The 17,243-nt window shown below is 70.4% G+C and carries 16 protein-coding genes and 3 tRNA genes; 6 read left to right on the forward strand and 13 right to left on the reverse strand.

The window, feature by feature from the left end:
- Positions 1-54 precede the first annotated feature (54 nt).
- The 5 genes from rplA to KOI47_RS31345 all read right to left on the reverse strand — a co-directional run bounded on the left by rplA (position 55) and on the right by KOI47_RS31345 (position 2,853).
- Complete coding sequence (gene rplA, locus KOI47_RS31325) at positions 55-774, reverse strand: 50S ribosomal protein L1 (protein WP_216210542.1); 720 nt, start codon at positions 772-774, stop codon at positions 55-57.
- 80 nt (positions 775-854) lie between these two features.
- Positions 855-1,286 (reverse strand): 50S ribosomal protein L11, encoded by a 432-nt coding sequence (gene rplK / locus KOI47_RS31330; RefSeq protein ID WP_216210545.1) that lies wholly within the window; start codon positions 1,284-1,286, stop codon positions 855-857.
- A gap of 74 nt (positions 1,287-1,360) precedes the next feature.
- Entirely contained in the window at positions 1,361-2,179 is an 819-nt protein-coding gene (gene nusG / locus KOI47_RS31335; protein ID WP_216210546.1) for a transcription termination/antitermination protein NusG, read from the reverse strand.
- Positions 2,180-2,250: 71 nt separating this feature from the next.
- Complete coding sequence (gene secE, locus KOI47_RS31340; protein WP_216210548.1) at positions 2,251-2,703, reverse strand: preprotein translocase subunit SecE; 453 nt, start codon at positions 2,701-2,703, stop codon at positions 2,251-2,253.
- Positions 2,704-2,780: 77 nt separating this feature from the next.
- Positions 2,781-2,853: transfer RNA gene (locus KOI47_RS31345), tRNA-Trp, on the reverse strand.
- Positions 2,854-3,046: 193 nt separating this feature from the next.
- Between KOI47_RS31345 and KOI47_RS31350 the strand changes: the two genes are divergently transcribed.
- A complete protein-coding gene (locus KOI47_RS31350; protein WP_216210550.1) occupies positions 3,047-4,279 on the forward strand; it encodes a pyridoxal phosphate-dependent aminotransferase in 1,233 nt (410 codons plus the stop codon).
- A gap of 2 nt (positions 4,280-4,281) precedes the next feature.
- Complete coding sequence (locus KOI47_RS31355; RefSeq protein ID WP_216210552.1) at positions 4,282-5,139, forward strand: SGNH/GDSL hydrolase family protein; 858 nt, start codon at positions 4,282-4,284, stop codon at positions 5,137-5,139.
- On the opposite strand, the gene KOI47_RS31360 is transcribed toward KOI47_RS31355, so the two are convergent.
- From KOI47_RS31360 to KOI47_RS31390, 7 genes are all read right to left on the reverse strand, one after another.
- Positions 5,136-5,552: a MaoC family dehydratase gene (locus KOI47_RS31360; RefSeq protein WP_232376375.1), complete on the reverse strand. Its 417-nt coding sequence runs from the start codon at positions 5,550-5,552 to the stop codon at positions 5,136-5,138. The genes KOI47_RS31355 and KOI47_RS31360 overlap by 4 nt on opposite strands.
- Positions 5,549-5,998 (reverse strand): MaoC family dehydratase N-terminal domain-containing protein, encoded by a 450-nt coding sequence (locus tag KOI47_RS31365; RefSeq protein ID WP_216210554.1) that lies wholly within the window; start codon positions 5,996-5,998, stop codon positions 5,549-5,551. Before KOI47_RS31365 ends, KOI47_RS31360 begins: the two co-directional genes overlap by 4 nt.
- 19 nt (positions 5,999-6,017) lie before the next feature.
- Positions 6,018-7,097 carry a S1 family peptidase gene (locus tag KOI47_RS31370; RefSeq protein WP_216210556.1) on the reverse strand — a complete coding sequence of 360 codons (1,080 nt, stop codon included), beginning with the start codon at positions 7,095-7,097 and terminating at the stop codon, positions 6,018-6,020.
- Between the two features lie 119 nt (positions 7,098-7,216).
- Positions 7,217-7,381, reverse strand: a complete 165-nt coding sequence (gene rpmG, locus KOI47_RS31375; protein WP_141998821.1) for a 50S ribosomal protein L33 — start codon at positions 7,379-7,381, stop codon at positions 7,217-7,219.
- 150 nt (positions 7,382-7,531) lie between these two features.
- Positions 7,532-7,605, reverse strand: a tRNA-Met gene (locus tag KOI47_RS31380).
- Between the two features lie 160 nt (positions 7,606-7,765).
- Positions 7,766-7,838: transfer RNA gene (locus KOI47_RS31385), tRNA-Thr, on the reverse strand.
- Positions 7,839-7,915: 77 nt separating this feature from the next.
- A complete protein-coding gene (locus KOI47_RS31390) occupies positions 7,916-10,492 on the reverse strand; it encodes a putative bifunctional diguanylate cyclase/phosphodiesterase (RefSeq protein ID WP_232376376.1) in 2,577 nt (858 codons plus the stop codon).
- A 385-nt stretch (positions 10,493-10,877) separates the two neighbouring features.
- Between KOI47_RS31390 and lon the strand changes: the two genes are divergently transcribed.
- Complete coding sequence (gene lon / locus KOI47_RS31395; protein WP_216210559.1) at positions 10,878-13,292, forward strand: endopeptidase La; 2,415 nt, start codon at positions 10,878-10,880, stop codon at positions 13,290-13,292.
- Between the two features lie 146 nt (positions 13,293-13,438).
- Positions 13,439-14,593: an alkaline phosphatase PhoX gene (locus KOI47_RS31400; protein WP_216210561.1), complete on the forward strand. Its 1,155-nt coding sequence runs from the start codon at positions 13,439-13,441 to the stop codon at positions 14,591-14,593.
- On the opposite strand, the gene KOI47_RS31405 is transcribed toward KOI47_RS31400, so the two are convergent.
- On the reverse strand, positions 14,559-15,266 hold the full coding sequence (locus tag KOI47_RS31405) for a DedA family protein (protein WP_216210563.1): 708 nt from the start codon (positions 15,264-15,266) through the stop codon (positions 14,559-14,561). The genes KOI47_RS31400 and KOI47_RS31405 overlap by 35 nt on opposite strands.
- Before the next feature lie 141 nt (positions 15,267-15,407).
- Here KOI47_RS31405 and KOI47_RS31410 point away from each other — a divergent pair, with 141 nt between their 5' ends.
- A complete protein-coding gene (locus KOI47_RS31410) occupies positions 15,408-16,595 on the forward strand; it encodes a sensor histidine kinase (protein ID WP_216210566.1) in 1,188 nt (395 codons plus the stop codon).
- Entirely contained in the window at positions 16,592-17,236 is a 645-nt protein-coding gene (locus KOI47_RS31415) for a response regulator (RefSeq protein ID WP_216210568.1), read from the forward strand. Before KOI47_RS31410 ends, KOI47_RS31415 begins: the two co-directional genes overlap by 4 nt.
- The last annotated feature ends 7 nt before the right edge of the window (positions 17,237-17,243 follow it).

Below are 17,243 nucleotides of genomic sequence, written 5' to 3' on the forward strand. Positions count from 1 at the left end.
CGGATTCCGCGGGGAACCGGGCCACTCACAGCAGTCGGTTCCGGAGGGGCCGGGTCAGGCGGGGACTTCCTCCGCCAGCAGGTTGCGGGTGCGGGCCGGGTCGACCGGGATGCCTGGCCCCATGGTGGTGGAGAAGGTCACCTTCTGCAGGTAACGGCCCTTCGCCGCGGAGGGCTTGGCCCGCAGCACCTCGTCGAGGGCGGCGGCGTAGTTCTCCACCAGCTTCTCCGGCTCGAAGGAGACCTTCCCGATCGCCAGGTGCAGGTTCGCCTGCTTGTCGACGCGGAAGCTGACCTTCCCGCCCTTGATCTCGGTGACGGCCTTGGCGACCGCGGGAGTCACGGTGCCGGTCTTCGGGTTCGGCATCAGGCCACGCGGGCCGAGGACCCTGGCGATCCGCCCGACCTTGGCCATCTGGTCCGGAGTCGCGATCGCGGCGTCGAATTCGAGCCAGCCACCCTGGATGCGCTCGATCAACTCATCGGTACCGACCGCGTCGGCGCCGGCGGCCTCGGCCTCGGCGGCCTTGTCGCCGGTGGCGAAAACGATGACGCGGACGGTCTTACCGGTGCCGTGCGGCAGGTTCACGGTGCCGCGGACCATCTGGTCGGCCTTGCGTGGGTCCACGCCGAGCCGCATGGCGACCTCGACGGTGGCGTCCAGCTTGACCTTGGAGGTCTCCTGGGCGAGCTTCACGGCATCCAGCGGCGCGTACAACCGCTGCCGGTCGATCAGCTCGGCGGCCTGACGGTAGGCCTTGCTGCGCTTGGTCATGCTCTGTCCTTACTACGTGAATGGATCAGTTGTGGTCCGAGCCAGCGCCTGGCTCTGCCACGGGTCGCACCGCGACCTGGTCACTCGATGGTGAGGCCCATCGAGCGGGCGGTGCCTGCGATGATCTTGACGGCCTGCTCGGGGTCGTCGGCGTTCAGGTCGGTCTTCTTGGTCTCGGCGATCTCCCGGAGCTGGTCCCAGGTCACCTTGCCGACCTTGCTCTTGTGCGGCTCGCCGCTGCCCTTGTCCACGCCGGCCGCCTTCAGCAGCAGCTTCGCGGCGGGCGGGGTCTTGAGCTTGAAGTCGAACGAGCGGTCCTCGAACACGGAGATCTCGACCGGCACCACGTTGCCGCGCTGCGACTCGGTCGCGGCGTTGTAGGCCTTGCAGAACTCCATGATGTTGACGCCGTGCTGACCCAACGCCGGGCCGACCGGCGGAGCCGGGTTCGCGGCCCCCGCCTGGATCTGCAGCTTGATGATCGCTGCAAGCTTCTTCTTCTTGGGTGGCATTCGTCGTTCCTATTCAGTATTACGCGTCCCCGCGCACCTGCCAGTACGCGCGGGGCTGCCGATCCGGAGACCGGTCAGATCTTGGAGACCTGGTTGAACGACAGCTCGACCGGCGTCTCCCGGCCGAAGATCGACACCAGGACCTTCAGCTTCTGCCCGTCGGCGTTGACCTCGCTGATCGTGGCGGGCAGCGTCGCGAACGGGCCGTCCATCACGGTAACCGACTCGCCGACCTCGAAGTCGACCTCCACGGCGGAGCCACCCAGCGAGGTGTCCGCGGCGGCGGGCTCGCCCTTGGCCGCCTTGGCCGGTGCCGCCTTCTCCGCCTCGGGCGCCAGGAACTTGAGCACCTCCTCGATGCTCAGCGGCGAGGGGCGCGAGGTGGCGCCGACGAAACCGGTGACGCCCGGGGTGTTGCGCACCGCGCTCCAGGATGCGTCGTTCAGCTCCATCCGGACCAGGATGTAGCCGGGCAGCACCTTGCGCTGCACCTGCTTGCGCTGGCCGTTCTTGATCTCGGTGACCTCTTCGGTCGGCACCTCGATCTGGAAGATGTAGTCCTCGACGTCCAGGGTCTGGGTACGCGTCTCGAGATTGGTCTTGACCTTGTTCTCGTAGCCGGCGTAGGAGTGCACGACGTACCACTCGCCGGGCAGCGACCGCAGCTCGGCGCGCAGCTTCGCGACCGGGTCCTCCTCGGCGGCGGCCGTGGCCGGCTCGGCCGCGGCGGCCTCGGGAGCGTCCGTGGTCTCGGGGGCCGCCTCCGAGGCGTCCGCGGCGGGCTCGGCAGGCTCGGTGGGTTCCGAGCTCTCGTCGCCGGCGGCCGCGAGCACCTGCTCGTCGGAGAGGCCGGTCAGATCCTGACCGGCTCCTGAGCCGTTCTCGGAGGTCACTTTCCGTCCTCTCAATTGATCACTTGTCGGGCATGCGGCAGCACCGCACACCCGCGGCAGTGCGGGTCGGCTTACTCGCCGAACACGAGCGCCACGACCTCACCGAAGGCGAGGTCGAGGGCGAACACCAGGGCGATCATGAAGGAAACGAACACCAACACCACGGCCGTGTAGGTGATCATCTGCTTCCTGGTCGGCCAGATGACCTTCTTCAGTTCGGCCCACACCTCACGGAGGAAGCGGACGATCCTGCTGAACAGCGAGGCCTGCTTCTTCCCGGTGTCTTCCCGCTTCGGCGTCGGCCGGTCCTTGCCTTCGGTTTTGGCAGCGGGCTTGCCCGCCTTGTCCGGCTTCCGCCCCGAAGACTTGCCCTTCGGGGCGGGACGCTTCCCAGTGTCCGCCTCACCGCTCTTGCCTGCATCCGGACGTGCGGAGGCACGGCGCTCCCGCCGAGCCGCGGCGGTGTTCGGACGGGAAGGTTGCTGCTGCTCCTTCTCCTGGTCCTTCTCGCCGTCCTCGCTCACGAGTTACTCCTCCGCATCGCCGATACGTCCACGCTGTCGCCTGCCAGCGGCTGGCCGGCGGTACCGGCCGTACTCTGCAGGGGTGACAGGACTCGAACCTGCAACCTGCGGTTTTGGAGACCGCTGCTCTGCCAATTGAGCTACACCCCTTCGACCGGAACCGCATCCGCGACACCGCTCGCTGGACGTATTTCACCCACCCCGCTCACCAGCGGGGCAGTGCGTCGTACGTTCCAAGTTCGGCAGTCTACGGCAAGCCACATGCGGCCCCGCAACCGCGCCCTCCACAGACCCGACGGAGGGTGTGGGACCGGCGGTAACCCTTGACACCTCTGCTGCCAACATGGCAGGTATGCCGACCTCCACGAGCAGCCCGACCAGCCGGGTTTCGGCCAGGGTCGCCGCGATCTCCCCTTCGGCCACGCTGGCCGTGGACGCCAAGGCCAAGGCACTGCGGGCCGAGGGCCGCCCGGTGATCGGCTTCGGCGCGGGCCAGCCGGACTTCCCCACCCCGGAACACATCGTCGAGGCCGCGGCCGCCGCGGTCCATGACCGGGCCAACCACGGCTACACCGCCGCGGCGGGCCTGCCCGAACTCCGCGCGGCGATCGCGGACAAGACCCTGCGGGACTCCGGCTACCGGGTCGGCCCGGAGCAGGTACTGGTGACCAACGGCGGCAAGCAGGCGGTCTATTCCGCGTTCGCCACCCTGCTCGACCCCGGCGACGAGGTGCTGCTGCCCGCACCGTTCTGGACCAGCTACCCGGAGTCGATCAGGCTGGCAGGCGGGGTCGCCGTGCAGGTCACCGCGGACGAGTCCACCGGCTATCGGGTCACCGTCGAGCAGCTGGAGGCGGCCCGCACCCCGCGGACCAAGGTGCTGCTGTTCAACTCGCCTGCCAACCCGACCGGCGCGGTGTACCCGCGTGCGGAGGTGCGGGCCATTGGCGAGTGGGCGCAGCGGCACGGCATCTGGGTGATCACCGACGAGATCTACGAGCATCTGGTCTACGACGGCGCCACCGCGGACTCGCTGCCGGTGGTGGTTCCGGAGCTGGCGGACCGGACGCTGGTGCTGAACGGGGTCGCCAAGACCTACTCGATGACCGGCTGGCGGGTCGGCTGGATGCTGGGGCCGCCGGATGTGATCAAGGCCGCCTCGGACTACCAGTCCCATCTGTGCGGCAATGTCGCGAACGTGTCCCAGCGGGCGGCGCTGGCGGCCGTGGCTGGCCCACTGGACGAGGTGGCGCGGATGCGGGCGGCCTTCGACGCGCGGCGCAGGCGGATCGTCTCGCTGCTCGGCGAGATCCCGGGAGTCGAGTGCCCGGTACCGGAGGGCGCGTTCTACGCCTATCCCTCGGTGCGCTCGTTGCTTGGCAGGCGGCTGCGCGGGCAGCGCCCGGCGAGCACCGCGGAACTGGCCGAACTCATCCTGCGCGAGGCCGAGGTGGCCGTGGTGCCGGGCGAGGCGTTCGGCACCCCCGGCTACTTCCGGTTCTCCTACGCACTGGCCGAGGAGGACCTGGTGGCGGGCATCGGCAGGGTGGCAGGGCTGCTGGCCGAGGCGGACTGAGCATGCGCGGCGCGAAGCCCACGGTGACGCTGCCGGCCCTGCTGGCACTGCTCCTTGCCGGCTGCGGCGGCGAGCAGGCGGAACCGGCGCGGGAGCGGTATGTCGCCCTCGGCGACTCCTACACCTCGGCCCCGGGAACCGGGCCTGCCACCGGCCCGCCTGGATGCGATCGCTCGACCACCAACTACCCGCATCTGGTCGCCGCGCGGTTACGGCCCGCCGAGTTCGCCGATGTCAGTTGCGCCGGGGCGCGAACAGCGCACCTGAGCGAGCCGCAGCGGACCGGGGAAGGCACCAACCCGCCCCAGCTCGAAGCCGTTACCGAGAGCACCACCTTGGTCACCCTTGGCATCGGCGGTAACGATGTTGGCTTCATCGGCTTCGCCGCCGACTGCGTGGCTACCACCGAGAACGCCACCCCGTGCCGGGACGAACTGACCGCGGGCGGCCGCGACCGGATCGCCGAGAACGTGACCGCGACGGCGGGCAGGGTGGCCACCGCGCTGGACCGGATCGCGGCCCGCGCGTCACGGGCCAGGGTGCTGGTGGTGGGTTATCCGACGGTGCTGCCGCAGGGCGCTGGCTGCCGGCCGGAGCTGCCCTACCTCGGCACGGACATCGCCTACCTCAGGGCGGGGCTCGGCTCGCTGAACGCGATGCTGGCCGAGCAGGCCAGGGCGCACGGCGCCGAGTTCGTGGACACCGCGGGCCCGAGCCGGGAGCACGACGTCTGCACGTCCACTCGCTGGGTGGAGGGGCCGCGGCCGGAGGGCGAGGCGGCCCCGCTGCATCCGAACCAGCGGGGCAATCGCGGGATGGCGGAGGCCGTACTCGCGACGGTGCGGAGCGAGCCGGGCTAGGCGGGCCGGACGAACGCCTGCGCCTTACCGAGCACGGTTTTTCCGTCGAACTTGGCGGTGATGTCCACCCGGGCCAGGCCGTCCTCGCGCACCTCGGCCACCTTGCCAGTGAACTCGACCAGTGCGCCCGCGCCGTCGTCGGGCACCACGACCGGCCGGGTGAAGCGCACGCCGTACTCGATCAGCCTGCCGGGATCGCCGAGCCATTCGGTGACCAGCCTGCCGCCCAGCGCCATGGTCAGCATGCCATGCGCGATCACGTCCGGAAGGCCGACGTCCTTGGCGAACCGTTCGTTCCAGTGGATCGGGTTGAAGTCCAGCGCGGCACCGGCGTAGCGGACCAGGTGCTCCCGGGTGAGCCGCACGGACAGCGGGGGCAGCTCGGTGCCCTTCTCCAGGTTCGTCGCGTTCACTGTGCCTCCCCCCGGACCACCAGCTGGGCACGGGTGGTGCAGACCGGCTCCCCATCCTCGTCGGCGATATCGGCCCGCAGGTTGATGAAGTCGTTGCCCGCGCGTGCCATGATCTCCTCGATGGTGGTGGTCAGGGCCAGCTTGTCACCGGCGTGCACCGGCCTCGTGTGCTCGAAACGCTGGTCCCCGTGCACCATCCGGTCGTAGTCCAGCCCCAGGTCCGGGTCGGCGACGATGGAGTTGATCGCGGCGAGGTTGATGATGGTCAGGAACGTCGGTGGCGCGATCACGTCCGGGTAGCCCGCGGCGCGGGCCGCGCCCGGATCGCGGTAGAGCGGGTTCTCGTCCCCAATCGCGTCGGCGAACTCGGTGATCTTCTCGCGGCCGACTTCGTACGTGGTCGTCGGCGGGTAGACCCGGCCGATGAAGGAAGGATCCAGTGGCACGTCCGCAGGCTACCGATCCCTAGTTCAGGCGCAGACCATAGGTGCGGAGGGCCTCGGTGACCGGCTGGAAGAAGGAGCTGCCGCCGCCGGTGCCCGAGGTGATGCCGAGGCCGGTGCTACCGGCGAACAGACAGCCGCCGGAGTCCCCAGGGCGCACGGTCGCCGAGGTCTGCACCAGGTCGCGGACGGCGCCCTCGGCGTAGTTGACGGTGACCCCGATGCGCTGCACCGTGCCGCAGGTGAGCCCGGTGGTGCTGCCGCTCTTGCAGATCCGCTGGCCGACCACGGCGTCGTCGGCCGAGCTGATCCGCTGGGCCGAGCCGTCCCACAGGGTCACCGCCCCTGGCGCGTGGCCGGTGGTGTTGCGGATCAGGCCGTAGTCGTCCCCAGGGAAGCTCGCGTCGACCGAGGGGCCCACGTTCCAGCTCGAGACGGCGCTGGTGCAGTGGCCAGCGTCGACGATGTAGTTCGTGCCGTCGCGGTTGGCGTTGAATCCCACCGAGCAGCGAGCGCCACCGCCGGTGATCGCATCGCCGTTGTAGACGGCCTGGCGCATGCTGCCCGCCACCCGCTCGATCCGGACGAGGGGACCGAGCGTGCGCGCGGTGTCGAGCAGGCGGAGCAACCGTGACCCCTCGGCTGCGTCGGCGACGGTGAGCACGACCTGGTTGGCACGCGGGTCGACACCCAGCGCGGTGTGCGCAACGGCCGGCAGCGCCTCCAGTGCCCGCCGGGCTACGGCCAGTTCGCCGGAAGTGTGGGCGACGAGCCGCGGCTCTGCTCCGGCCGCGGCGACCCGCTCGGCGGCCGCGGAGGTGCGCACATTCACCACCGGCCTGCCCGCGGCGTCCAGGTACCCACCTGCCTGCCGGGCGCCGAGCCGCCCGGTGATCCGCTCCAGGGTGCGGATGCTGCCGTCCTGGGTGCGCAGGATCCGGGTGGCCGCGGCCGCGGGGAGGCCTTCGCTCGCGGCGATGGCGCTCACCGCGGTCTGCCGCACCTCGGCGGTGTAGCCGTGGACCTGCTCCGCCACGGCGGTACCGGGGGCCAGCACGCCCAGCGCCAGCGCGGCCGCGGCGATCGTGGTTCGGGTACGCATGCCGCGAGCCTGGGGCAGTCAGGGCTCGCCCCGGTAGCGCCGTTAGTTGGGTTGTTTCCCACAGCATCGAGGCCGCCCCCGTGCAACGGGGACGGCCTCGAGCAGATCCGAAGGACGCGTCAGCGCGTCTCTTTGTGCACCCGGTGCGTACCGCAGTTCGGGCAGAACTTCTTCATCTCCAACCGGTCCGGGTCGTTACGCCGGTTCTTGTTGGTGATGTAGTTGCGGTGCTTGCACTCCTCGCACGCCATCGTGATCTTCGGTCGCACGTCGGTGGCAGCCACGGCAAAGCCTCTCTCTAACTCGGTTCCCCACCAACTCCGGGGGTCCGGGGGCGGCAGCCCCCCGGGTGGGGTCTGGGGGCTTCGCCCCCAGTGGGATGCGAAGCGAGTCGTGGTTTGCGCCTTCCGCAAACACGCCTCGCCCAACTCGCGTAGCGGGAGCGGGACTTGAACCCGCGACACCACGATTATGAGCCGTGTGCTCTAACCACCTGAGCTATCCCGCCAAGGCCCAGCACGGGGCCCGAAGGTGAGATTACCACCGACCCAGCCACGTCCCGGGGGTCCGGGGGCTCGCCCCCGGGGTGGGGCCTGGGGCTCCGCCCCCAGACAAACGCGAAGCGAGCCAAGTCCGCGCTTTCCACGGACATGACTCGCCCACTCGCGAGCCCCAATACGGAATCGAACCGTAGACCTTCTCCTTACCATGGAGACGCTCTGCCGACTGAGCTATTGGGGCGTGCTCAACTGGAGCCTCGAAGAGATTACACAATGCCCTCCTGGCCGCTGCGGGCGGGGTACCCATCCGGTGAAACCTCAGGTCAGCAGGGTCAGCACGGTCTCGGCGTGCCGCCCTGGCGAGCGGGCGGTGCGGGCCTGCAACCACGCCTCCAGCCGCTCCTCGGACAGCGGGCGGGAGATCAGGTAGCCCTGCGCCACATCGCAGCCCATCGCCTCCAGCTGGTCGCGGGCGATGTCCTCCTCGACGCCCTCGGCCACCACGGTGAGCCCGAGCGAGTGGCCCAGTTCGACGATGGAGCGGACCACGGCGAGGTCACCGAGATCGGTGCCCATGCCGAGCACGAAGCTCTTGTCGATCTTCACCTGGTCCACCGGCAGCTGCCGCAGGTAGGCAAGCGAGGAGTAACCGGTGCCGAAGTCGTCCACCGCGAGCACGATGCCGAGCGCGTGCAGTTCGCGCAGGATCGGCAGGGCGCGCTGCGGGTCGGACATCACGCCGGACTCGGTCAGCTCGAAGGTCAGCAGCTCCGGTGGCACGTCGAAGCGCCGCAGCGCGGCGGAGACCTTGGCCGGGAACTCGGCGTCGGCGAGGTTGCGCACGGACAGGTTCACCGCCGCGGAGATGCGCAGCCCCTCGTCCAGCCACTTGCGCACCCGGCGCAGCGCCTGCTCCAGCACGAAGGAGGTGAGCACCCCGATCAGGCCTGCCGCCTCCACGGCGGGCACGAACTCGTCCGGGTCGAGCTTGCCGAACTCCGGGTGCTGCCAGCGCACCAGCGCCTCGACGCCCTGCACATGCCGGTTCGGCAGCGACACCTTGGGCTGGTAGTGCACGCTGACCTGGCCGTCTTCCAGCGACTGCCGGAACTGGGTGACCATCTGGAAGCGGCGCATGAAGATCTGGCCCATGCTCGGCACGTAGCCACGGACCTCCTCGCCGCCGCGGGTTGCCCGCACGGCCATGTCGGCGCGCTGCAGCATGCCGTCGATGTCCACCTGGTCGTGGTTGTCGTCCACGGTGACGGCATAGCCGACCATGGCGTTGGCCTCGACGGTCAGCCGTTCCATCGGGTACGGCGCGGACAGCTCGGCGCGCAGCCGCTCGGCGACCTGGTGCGCCTGCTGCGCGGTGTGATCGGCCAGCAGTGCGGCGAAGGACGCGCCCTCCAGCCTGGCCAGCGGGACCTGCTGGCCGAGGGTGTCGCGCATTCGCCTGCCCGCCGCGATCACCATCCGGTCGGCCCAGGTGTAGCCGAGCGCGTCGCTGACCGTGGAGAACACGTCGAGGTCCACCCGCAGCACCACGGAGCTGGGGCGCTCGCGCAGCGGGTCGCGGGCGAGCAAACAGAACCCTGGCCGGTTGAGCAGGCCGGTCAGCGGGTCGTGGTAGGCGTCGTGCCGCAGGGTGGCCAGCAGCCTGCGGTTGTCCAATGAGGTCGCCAGGTGGCTGGCCATGGTGCCGAGCAGCTGGATGTCGTACTTGCCGAAGCCGCGCCAGCGGGAAAGCCGGTCGTGCGCCTCCACCACGCCGAGCAGCTGGTTGGCGCTGCGCAGCGGCACCACCAGCGCCTCCTGCGCGCCGCGGTCCAGCAGCGCGGTCCGTACCTCGGGGTTGGCCTCGGTGATCCGGAAGTGCCGCACGTGCGGGCCGGGCAGGCGCAGCAGCGGGTCGTCGGCGGGCAGCCCGCCGGGCGGCAGCGGTTCGCCGACCACGACGGTGCGCATGGCATCGTCGGGTTCCAGCCGCAGCCGGAGCACGACCCGGCCCGCGGCCAGCTGGTCCTTGATCCGCTCGGCGATGGTGACCCACTCGTCCACGTCCACGCCATGGCGCAGGTCCTCCACCCGGCTGGCAGGCCGGGCCGCGGCCTGGTGCCCCGACCTGGCGACCATCAGGCTGACGTCGGAGAGTGCTTCCATATCGCGCTGCTCGCGAAGCAGGTCGGAGTAGGCCCAGTAGAGCGCGGAGAGGCCGAGGAAGACGGCGAGCACCAGCGGCCAGGCGGCTGGCACGTTAGCGATCACCAGGTAGCCGGACAGTCCGACCGAGGCGTTCACGAAGCCGACGACCAGGATGCGGCCGGTCAGCCGCAGCGCGGTGGTGACCCGCATCCGGCGGCGCAGCACGCGGACCGCGGCCAGTGCCAGCAGCGTGCTGGCCAGCGGCGCGGTCAGGGTGCCTGCGAGCGCGGCGATCCACGGCATACCCGGGTCGCCGACCAGCTGCTTGACCAGCCCGGCGACGGCGAACGCGCTGGTGACCTCGAGCAGGAACACCCCGGCGTTGTAGAGCACCCTTCCGGACACCCTGCGCACCAGCAGGGTGCCGATCCCTGCGACCAGGTGTGCCGCGGCCACCACCTCGAACGGCGCCACGAAGAAACCGATGACGAGCGGGATCTCGGTGAACGAGATGGTCCAGGAGATGCCGCTGCGCACGTCGACGTTGATGCCGAGCTGCTCGGCGAGCAGGAAGGCCACCGCCAGCAGCGGGCCGATCCACCACAGGTCGGCCGACCCTTCGAAGGGCAGCCACCTTGATACCGCGAACGCGGCGGCAATACCGGCCGAGAGCACCAGAATGGTGTAGATCCGGAACCGCCACTCGTCCGAGCGTCCCGAAGACTGTGTCGTATTAGCCGATCCAGGCATGCCAGTCGATCCACTCGAAGGTGTCGGAGAAGAGTCAGCTGCAGCCGAGTAGGAACCGGCGGGTCCGCCGTATGGCTCCGGCATGCAACCTCCTTCCCGTCTGCTCGCCGGCGGTGACGCCGGGGCGAACGAAGGGCCCTACTGTACCCCGGAGGGCGTATTTCGGCCTCGTTCCGGCCATCATCAGATCAGCCGAGAGTTAACAGGGGATCAACAACGGCGATAGAGGCCGACCACCGGGTGACGACAACCACGTTCTCCTTCGCCGCGGGTAACGAGGCGATTATTCCGCCAACGGCGCTCGCTCGCAGCGAACGATCGGCGGAAACAAAGTCACTCTTCGCAAGGTTGAGCCGAGTGAACTCAACAAGCGAGGAGCGTGACAATGAGCGCAACCCAGCTCCTACCCGTACTTCCGCTGGACGACGACGTGGTGCTGCCGGGCATGGTGGTGCCGCTGGACCTCGGCGAAGCCGAAACCAGGGCGGCCGTGGAGTCGGCGCGAGCGGGCACGCCGAACGCGAGCACACTGCCGGGGATCCGTTCCGCTCCGGCCGCCGAGGCCGAGGTGCTGATCGTGCCGCGGCTGGCGGGCGAGTACGCCGAGATCGGCACCGTGGCCACCGTGGAGCGGGTCGGCCGGGTGCCCGGTGGTGGCACCGCGGCCCTGGTGCGCGGTACCCGGCGGGCCTTCGTCGGCGAGACCGGCACCGGGCAGGGCGCTGCCAGGTGGGTGCACGCCGAGGAGGCCGTGGAGCCGCCAACCGGTGAGCGCGCCACCGAGCTGGCCGCCGAGTTCAAGTCGGTGGTGGTCTCCATGCTGCAGCAGCGTGGGGTCTGGCAGATGCTGGACGCGGTGCAGCAGGTGGAGCAGCCATCCGCGATCGCGGACCTGGCAGGCAACGCCCCGTACCTGAGCGCGGCGCAGAAGCTCGAGCTGCTGCGCACCCTGGACGTGACCGAGCGGCTGGAGAAGGCACTGGAGTCCGGCCGGGAGTACCTTGCCGAGCTCGAGGTCAGCGACACCATCCGCAAGGACGTCGCGGAGGGAATGGAGAAGCAGCAGAAGGAGTTCCTGCTGCGCCGCCAGCTGGAGGCGATCCGCAAGGAGCTCAGCGAGCTGACCGGGGAGTCCGGCGGCGATGGTGACGAGGACTACCGGGCCCGGATCGAGGCCGCCGAGCTGCCCGAGCATGTGCACAAGGCCGCGCTGGCCGAGGTGGACAAGCTGGAGCGGACCTCGGAGCAGTCGCCGGAGGGCGGCTGGATCCGCACCTGGCTGGACACCGTGCTGGATATGCCGTGGAACGAGCGGACGACCGATGTGCACGACATCGCCGGTGCGCGCGAGGTGCTGGACGCCGACCATGCCGGGCTGGCCGATGTGAAGGAACGGATCATCGAGTACCTCGCGGTGCGCAAGCGCCGGGCCGAGGCGGGCAAGGGCCAGCTCGGCGGGCGGCGTTCCGGAGCCGTCCTGGCGCTGGCGGGCCCGCCCGGGGTGGGCAAGACCTCGCTCGGGGAGTCGGTGGCGAAGGCGATGGGCCGCAACTTCGTCCGGGTCGCGCTCGGCGGGATCCGGGACGAGGCCGAGATCCGCGGGCACCGGCGCACCTACGTCGGCGCGCTGCCCGGCCGGATCGTGCGGGCCATCAAGGAGTCCGGCTCGATGAACCCGGTGGTGCTGCTGGACGAGGTGGACAAGGTGGGCGCGGACTACCGGGGCGACCCGACCGCGGCGCTGCTGGAGGTGCTGGACCCGGAGCAGAACCACACCTTCCGGGACCACTACCTCGAGGTCGAGCTGGATCTGTCCGATGTGGTCTTCCTGGCCACGGCGAACGCGGTGGAGACCATCCCCGGGCCGCTGCTGGACCGGATGGAGCTGGTGTCGCTGGACGGCTACACCGAGCACGAGAAGGTCACCATCGGCCGGGACCACCTGCTGCCGCGGGAGCTGGAGCGGGCCGGGCTGGGCCAGGAGGACGTGCGGATCACCGACGCGGCGCTGAGCCGGATCGCCGCCGAGTACACCAGGGAGGCCGGGGTGCGGGAGGCGAACCGGACCATCGCGAAGGTACTGCGCAAGGTCACCACCAAGGCGGCGCTGGACGAGCTGAGCCTGCCGGTGACGGTGGACGCGCCGGACCTGGACACCTACCTCGGCCGGCCACGGCACCTGCCGGAGTCCTCGCTGCCAGCGGGCAGCCAGCGCACCTCGATCCCCGGGGTGGCAACGGGTCTGGCGGTGACCGGTGCCGGTGGCGACGTGCTGTACGTGGAGGCCTCGCTGGCCGACGCGGAGTCCGGGGGCACCGGGCTTTCGCTGACCGGGCAGCTGGGTGAGGTGATGAAGGAGTCGGCCCAGATCGCGCTGTCCTACCTGCGTTCCCGCGGTGCCGAGCTGGAGCTGCCGGTGGCCGACCTGAAGGAGCGCGGGGTGCACGTCCACGTTCCGGCGGGGGCGGTGCCCAAGGACGGGCCCTCGGCCGGGATCACCATGACCACGGCGCTGGCCTCGCTGCTGTCCGGGCGGGTCGCCAGGGCGGACGTGGCCATGACCGGGGAGGTGTCGCTGACCGGCCGGGTGCTGCCGATCGGTGGGGTGAAGCAGAAACTGCTCGCCGCGCACCGGGCCGGGATCAGCACGGTGATCATCCCGCAGCGCAACGAGCCGGACCTGGACGACGTGCCTGCCGAGGTGCTGGCCGAACTGGAGGTGCACCCGGTGTCCAGCGTGCGTGAGGTGCTGGAGCTCGCGCTCACCCCGGCCGCCGCCCCGCTGCCGCAGGCGGCCTGAGCGAAACCGGTGTCCCCGGCCGGAAGCAGCCGGGGACACCGGTTTCGCCGGAAGTTCACCCTGCCGTTCGTTGCCGGCACCTACCACGAGTGGTTGGTCCCGTACCTTCCGTTGCGCTCCCACCCCCAGCGGCACAGGAGGACGTAGTGCAACGACGGAACTTCCTACGCGCGGCGACGATCGGCATCGGTGTCGCGGCCTTCGGCAACACGCTCACTCCCTCGGCCATGGCCGCGCCGGCGCAGAACGGCCCCAGCCCGTACGGCCCGCTACAGCCTGCCGACGACAACGGGATCCGGCTGCCGGAGGGCTTCACCAGCCGGGTGATCGCCCGCTCCGGCCAGCAGGTCGCGGGCTACACCTGGCACAGTGCCCCGGACGGGGGCGCGGTGTTCGCGGACGGCTCCGGCTGGATCTACGTGTCCAACTCCGAGGTCTTCTTCGGCGGCGGCGCCAGCGCCGTCCGGTTCGACGGCAGCGGCAACATCACCGACGCCTACCGGGTCCTGAGCGGCACCAGGGTGAACTGCGCCGGTGGTGCGATGCCATGGGACACCTGGCTTTCCTGCGAAGAGATCGACCGCGGCTACGTCTACGAGACCAACCCGTGGGGCCCGGCCTCGGCCGCGGTGCGGCGTTCGGCGATGGGCCGGTTCAAGCACGAGGCGGCCGCGGCGGACCCGGTGCGCAAGGTGGTGTACATGACCGAGGACGTCTCGGACGGGCGGTTCTACCGGTTCGTCCCGGACACCTGGGGCGACCTTTCCTCCGGCACCCTGCAGGTGCTGGTCGCGGGTGGCGGCACCGCAGGCGGCTTCAGCTGGGCGGACGTCCCGGACCCGGACGGCTCGCCCACCGCGACACGGCATCAGGTGTCCGGTTCGAAGTCCTTCGACGGCGGTGAGGGCCTGCACTACGCGAACGACACCGCCTGGTTCACCACCAAGGGCGACAACCGGGTATGGCAGCTCAACCTCGCGGACAGCACCTATGAGCTGGCCTACGACGACAGCCTGGTCGACCCCGGCTCGGCCCCGCTTACCGGGGTGGACAACGTCACCGGCTCCAGCTTCGGCGACCTGTACGTCGCCGAGGACGGGGGCAACATGGAGATCTGCATCATCACCCCGGACGACGTCGTGGCGCCGTTCCTGCGGGTGACCGGGCAGAGTTCCTCTGAGATCACCGGCCCGGCCTTCACCCCGGCCGGTGACCGGCTGTACTTCTCCTCGCAACGGGGTACCTCCGGCTCCTCCAGCGGCGGCATCACCTACGAGGTGACCGGCCCGTTCCGGACCTGATCGGCAGGGCCTGCTCGGTGTCGTGCCGGCCGTCGCCGCGGCGGCGGTCCCGCAGCCGGACGGTGACGAACCCGGCGACGGCCAGCACGACCGCGCCGATCACGACCTTCTGCACGATCCCGGAGTAGTCCTCGACCAGGTGCCAGTTCTCGCCGAGGGTGTACCCGGCGACCACGAAGATGGTGTTCCACAGCAGGCTGCCGAGGGTGGTCAGGCCGAGGAACCGCCACACCGGCATCCGCTCGATCCCCGCGGGCAGCGAGATGAAACTACGGAACAACGGCACCATCCGGCCGAGGAACACGGCCTTGGCGCCGTGCCGGGCGAACCAGGCCTCGGTCCGGTCGAAATCGCCCGCCTTGACCAGCGGGATCCGGAGCACGATCGCCCTGGTGCGCTCCCGGCCGAGCAGCGCGCCGAGGTAGTACACGACGATCGCGCCGAACACCGAGCCGAGAGTGGTCCACAACAGGGCACCGGCCAGGCTGAAGGCGCCCTGGCTGGCGGAGAACCCGGCCAGTGGCAGCACGAGTTCGCTGGGAATCGGCGGGAACAGGTTGTCCAGCCCGACGACCACGGCGGCGCCCGGGCCGCCGAGGGAGTCCATCAACTCGACGGCCCAGCCGGCCAGGCCGCCGATGGGTTCGGTGGCTGCTGCCAGGTGCATGGTCATGTATGGCCCTTCCCGGTGGTGGAGTGATCGGACGACGCCGAAGCTAGGCCGGTCCGGGCGCCGGGGCGCTGGGGTCCGCGTCCGGGCGCCCTGCGGAAAACCACAATTCGGCGGTCGCGCTACCCCGGCTAACCTGCGGGTATGTCCATTCCGTTCGGGGCGGCCCCGGTGCGCGGCCTGGTCAGGGGCACGATCGGGCTGGCGATCGGCGGCGCCGCCGCGTTCGCCGAACTGGCCTTCGTGCTGCTCGCCGCGCCGTGGCTGGCCCTGCCCGCGGCCCGGTCGCGGGTGTCCGGTGGCATCCGGGCGCTGGTGGAGTGGGAACGGGCACGGCTGGCGAGGTACTTCGGGGACGAGGTGCCCGCCGAGTACTCCCCCGGCCGCGGGCTGCGGTACCTGGCGCTGCGATCCGTTGTGGGCGGGCTCGGCGCGGGTGTCTTCCTGCTGATCCTGTACGGCATCGGTTCGGTGGCGATCGCGGCGGCGAAGATGGTGTCCGGCCGGACGATCGGGGTGGGCGCGGAGCTGGACTGGTACGACCCGATCGTGCTGTTCCTGCTGTGCCTACTGCTGGCTTTCCTCGCGGTGCAGGGGCTTCTCGGCGTCGCCACCCTGGATCGCAAGCTGGGTATGCATTTTCTCGGCCCGACGAACCAGGAGTTGTTGCGGCGCAGGGTTTCCGTGCTCACCTCCACCCGGGCCGAGGTGCTGGAGGCGGTGAACGACGAGCGGCGGCGGATCGAACGCGCCCTGCACGACGGGGTGCAGCAGCGGCTGGTCACCCTGGGCATGATCCTGGGCAGGGCCCAACGATCCGGCGATCCCTCGCGGTCAGGGGAACTGCTGCGGCAGGCGCACGAGCAGGCCCAGCAGGCGCTGCTCGACCTGCGCGAGGTGGCCTGGCGGGTGTATCCGGTTGCGCTGGACGAGGGTGGCCTGCACAGCGCGCTGGAGTCGCTGGCGGAGCGTTCCAGCCTGCCGGTGGCGTTGCGCTACCGGCTCGGCGGGCGGGTGGACACCGCGACCGAGACGATCGCCTACTTCGTGGTGTCCGAGACGGTCACCAACACGATCAAACACGCGGCGGCGAGCCGGATCGAGGTGGACGTGGAGCTCGCGGCGTCCACCCTGACGGTCCGGGTGCGCGACGACGGCGTTGGCGGCGCGTGGCCGGACGGCGGCGGGCTTTCCGGGCTGCGCCGCCGGGTCGCCGCGGCCGATGGCGAGTTCACAGTGGACAGCCCGCCCGGTGGCCCCACCACCGTCACCGCCCACCTGCCCACTGCTGTGAGTGTTCCTTTCACAGCGGACGAGGAGGCTGGGGCGTGAGGGTGGTGCTCGCCGAGGACTCGACGCTGCTGCGGGAAGGGCTGGCGCGGCTGCTGGCCGAGGAGGGGCACGAGGTGGTCGCCGCCGTCGGCGACGGGCAGGGGCTGTTGTCTGCCACCGGCGCCTACCGGCCGGATGTGGTCGTCACCGATGTCCGGATGCCGCCGACGCACACCGACGAGGGGCTGCGCGCGGCGCTCGAGGTTCGCCGGCGGTGGCCGGAGGTCGGGGTGCTGGTGCTGTCCCAGTACGTGGAGAAGCGGTATGCCACCGAGTTGATCACCGGGGAAGATGGCCGGGTTGGCTACCTGCTCAAGGACAGGGTGACCCAGGTCGGGGAGTTCCTGGACGCGCTGGAGCGGGTGGGTGCCGGTGGCGCGGCCTTCGACCCGGAGGTGGTGCGCAGGCTGCTGGCGCGAACCAGCCATACCGATCCACTCGGCAGGCTGACCGAGCGGGAGCAGGACGTGCTCGGGTTGATGGCGCAGGGCCACACCAATGCCGGGATCGCGGGTCAGCTCTATGTCTCGCAGAGCGCGGTGGAGAAGCACGTCAACGCGATCTTCGACAAGCTGGAGCTCGCGCACACCACCGGCTTCAGCAGGCGGGTGCTGGCCGTGCTGCGGTACCTGGGCAGCTGACCGCGGC

Source organism: Amycolatopsis aidingensis (assembly GCF_018885265.1).
GTDB lineage: Bacteria > Actinomycetota > Actinomycetes > Mycobacteriales > Pseudonocardiaceae > Amycolatopsis > Amycolatopsis aidingensis.

What these genes read in the sequence shown, in the direction of transcription:
- rplA (WP_216210542.1), bottom strand. Translation starts at nt 774, where the DNA reads ATGACCAAGCGCAGCAAGGCCTACCGTCAGGCCGCCGAGCTGATCGAC.
- rplK (WP_216210545.1), bottom strand. Translation starts at nt 1,286, where the DNA reads ATGCCACCCAAGAAGAAGAAGCTTGCAGCGATCATCAAGCTGCAGATC.
- KOI47_RS31350 (WP_216210550.1), top strand. Translation starts at nt 3,047, where the DNA reads ATGGCAGGTATGCCGACCTCCACGAGCAGCCCGACCAGCCGGGTTTCG.
- KOI47_RS31355 (WP_216210552.1), top strand. Translation starts at nt 4,282, where the DNA reads ATGCGCGGCGCGAAGCCCACGGTGACGCTGCCGGCCCTGCTGGCACTG.
- KOI47_RS31370 (WP_216210556.1), bottom strand. Translation starts at nt 7,097, where the DNA reads ATGCGTACCCGAACCACGATCGCCGCGGCCGCGCTGGCGCTGGGCGTG.
- KOI47_RS31390 (WP_232376376.1), bottom strand. Translation starts at nt 10,492, where the DNA reads ATGCCTGGATCGGCTAATACGACACAGTCTTCGGGACGCTCGGACGAG.
- lon (WP_216210559.1), top strand. Translation starts at nt 10,878, where the DNA reads ATGAGCGCAACCCAGCTCCTACCCGTACTTCCGCTGGACGACGACGTG.
- KOI47_RS31405 (WP_216210563.1), bottom strand. Translation starts at nt 15,266, where the DNA reads ATGACCATGCACCTGGCAGCAGCCACCGAACCCATCGGCGGCCTGGCC.
- KOI47_RS31410 (WP_216210566.1), top strand. Translation starts at nt 15,408, where the DNA reads ATGTCCATTCCGTTCGGGGCGGCCCCGGTGCGCGGCCTGGTCAGGGGC.